Origin of the sequence: Dorea sp. AGR2135, assembly GCF_000420885.1 — a bacterium.
GTDB classification, from domain to species: Bacteria; Bacillota; Clostridia; order Lachnospirales; family Lachnospiraceae; genus Dorea; species Dorea formicigenerans.
In genome coordinates this window covers 1-2,470 of the sequence record NZ_ATVU01000066.1, presented here as the reverse complement: position 1 = coordinate 2,470, position 2,470 = coordinate 1, and the positions used below count along the sequence as shown (strand labels likewise).

Here is a 2,470-nt window from a genome sequence, read left to right as displayed (position 1 = left end):
AAAAATCTATCAGTAAGGGAATGGACATGTCCTGTCTGTGGAACAAATCATGACAGGGATATCAACGCAGCAAAAAATATACTGGAAGAAGGATTAAGACAAATAGCATAAAAATAACAATATAGGGCAGGGACTGCCCGAATTAACGCCTGTGGAGATAGTAGGTTACGAGGTCTGCGAAGCAGGAAGCCCATTGGCTTTAGACAATGGGTAGTTCACTACAGTTTATCAATCCAAAACACGATGCTATCACAGCAATGACATAAAGAAAAATAGTATCTCTATCCATAGTCTCACCTTCTTTCTTTATCACGCCAAGTCTGCTTTATCGTAAATCTTTATAGACAAAGATGCTGATATTGCTAAAATCGCAAAACCAATAAGGACAATACCGCCATAAACAAGGTATGGGGAAAACATAGAGAGGAAGTTTAAGTTTAGACTTCCTGCTCTCATAAACAGTGGCAGAATAAATGGCGAAGCCATAATAATCACCCCAAAGGCAAACTTTGTTTTTTCATATCCAAACTTATACTGTATTGGCAAATAAATACCAATAAAAACAGATACAATAAGAAACATAAATGCAAACAGCTTGATATCTGATGTTCCTAATCCGGGCATAAACAAGGTTTCAAGTTCAAAAACGATACAACAGATTGCATATATAGCCATGCAAAAAATGTATTTTGATGAAACTATTGCTTTCCGTGAAAATGGTGTGGCACATAGTAATGTCGCAGCTTTTGGAAATTGATACTCTTTTAGGGATACATATTGCAACAGCATGAAAACGCCAAAAATGACAGAAAGAATAAATCCAAAAACTCCCGTAAACTCCGGTGTCCGCCAACGCATGACGGGTGGGATAAGCACAATAACTACAAGCATAATCAGCACATATTTTTTTACAATCAGAAAATCCTTTTTTTAGTAGGGCGAACAACATCACTTTTCACCTCCGATATTTCCAAGCATAATATCCTCAATCGTCGGACGCTCAACCATAATGTTGGGAATATAAGACCGTACTTCGGATATTTGTTTTGTAATTCCTGTAAATCCAAAATCAGTTTCAGATATAGATAAAAAAAGCTTGCGAGCATCAGTTGTTAAAGCTCCGCTATCACCTTTGACTATCCGATATGTGTCAAGCAAGGTATCCTTTTCCTCTCGAAAGACGATACGCCCGTTATCAATCATAATGAGCATATCGGCAATCTTATCAAGGTCAGAGGTGATATGTGTCGAAAAGAAAACACCTTTGTCGCCATTTTCCATGTACTCAGTTAAGATTTTCAAAAGCTGCCCCCTAACTAAAGGATCAAGTCCGCTTGTCGGCTCATCCATAATCAAAAGTTCTGCGTTATGAGAAAGAGCTAAAGCAAGAGCATACTTCATTCTCATACCTTTGGAAAGGCTATTGATTTTTTGCTTCGGGTCAAGCGAAAACATATCCATGTACCGCTTAAAATCCTGTTCAGACCATGAAGTGTACGCAGATGAAATAATTACTTTCATTTCATCCAGCGAAAGTTCTTCGTAAAATCCCCCGCCGTCTAAAACTATACCAATACGGTCTTTGATTTCTCTTTCATTCTTATCCATGTCAAGACCGAAAAACTGAATTTTGCCGGATAGCTTGTTCGTCAGACCTAAAAGCGTCCGCAGCGTTGTTGTTTTACCTGCTCCATTGACACCAATAAAACCTGTGATACACCCCTCTGGCAAAGAGAATGTCACATCTTTCAAAGAAAAATCGCCATACGACTTATTTAAACCGCTGACTGTCAAAATATCGTTCATTTCAATCCTCCTCGTAAAGAATATCCATCATGGAATTAAGTTCTTCCTTACTGATTTTCAGTGATTTTGCTGTTTGTATCATATCCGCCATTTTTTGTTCTACAAGCCGTCGTTTGGAGTCGCGGAGTAATTCAAGATTGCTTGTAGATACAAATGTCCCAATTCCTACTTGACTTACAATAAATCCCTCCTGTTCTAACTCCTCATATACCCGTCGAATTGTTAAGACGCTCACTTTCAAATCATTAGCAAAAGCCCGAATAGAGGGAAGTGCGTCCCCTTCAACCAATTCTTCTTTTAATATGGCGTCCTTAATCTGGTCTTTTATTTGTTGGTATAAGGGAGTGTCAGAAGTATTTGAGATTAGTATTTTCACAAAGCCTCTCGCCCCTTTCTTTTAGTGTGATGTAACTACATACACATTATAAACAACAAGCACATTATTGTCAATATAATACTGAAAACAAACAGATAGAGAGGAATTACAGGATTTTTCTTTACTCTCTTTTGGCAAATCGTTAAGGAAAGAATCGAAGGTGGTGCAAACGAAAAAGCAGTATGGAGACTTTTCATTAACTGCCCTTTCGTTTGCATCAATTTCGATTTTTTCTGGTTGAACAAAGCGCGTCAACTCTATATGGACTTTTAATTCTGACACTCTATT

The 2,470-nt window shown here is 37.9% G+C and carries 5 protein-coding genes; 1 reads left to right on the top strand and 4 read right to left on the bottom strand.

Annotated elements, in window-relative coordinates:
• A partial coding sequence (locus G593_RS19985; RefSeq protein ID WP_029731825.1) for a zinc ribbon domain-containing protein occupies window positions 1–111 on the top strand: 111 nt, incomplete at its 5' end.
• A 198-nt stretch (window positions 112–309) separates the two neighbouring features.
• On the opposite strand, the gene G593_RS0118190 is transcribed toward G593_RS19985, so the two are convergent.
• The 4 genes from G593_RS0118190 to G593_RS20630 all read right to left on the bottom strand — a co-directional run.
• A complete protein-coding gene (locus tag G593_RS0118190) occupies window positions 310–891 on the bottom strand; it encodes an ABC-2 transporter permease (protein ID WP_044994863.1) in 582 nt (193 codons plus the stop codon).
• 57 nt (window positions 892–948) lie between these two features.
• Window positions 949–1,806 (bottom strand): ABC transporter ATP-binding protein, encoded by an 858-nt coding sequence (locus tag G593_RS0118185; RefSeq protein WP_029732589.1) that lies wholly within the window; start codon window positions 1,804–1,806, stop codon window positions 949–951.
• A 1-nt stretch (window position 1,807) separates the two neighbouring features.
• Complete coding sequence (locus G593_RS0118180) at window positions 1,808–2,182, bottom strand: GntR family transcriptional regulator (RefSeq protein WP_021908000.1); 375 nt, start codon at window positions 2,180–2,182, stop codon at window positions 1,808–1,810.
• A 21-nt stretch (window positions 2,183–2,203) separates the two neighbouring features.
• Window positions 2,204–2,470, bottom strand: a 267-nt coding sequence (locus tag G593_RS20630) for a hypothetical protein (protein ID WP_044994879.1), incomplete at its 5' end; no start/stop codon positions are given.

Excerpts from the sequence above, each read along its gene's own strand:
- G593_RS0118190 (WP_044994863.1), bottom strand. The coding sequence starts at position 891 with ATGCTTGTAGTTATTGTGCTTATCCCACCCGTCATGCGTTGGCGGACA.
- G593_RS0118185 (WP_029732589.1), bottom strand. The coding sequence starts at position 1,806 with ATGAACGATATTTTGACAGTCAGCGGTTTAAATAAGTCGTATGGCGAT.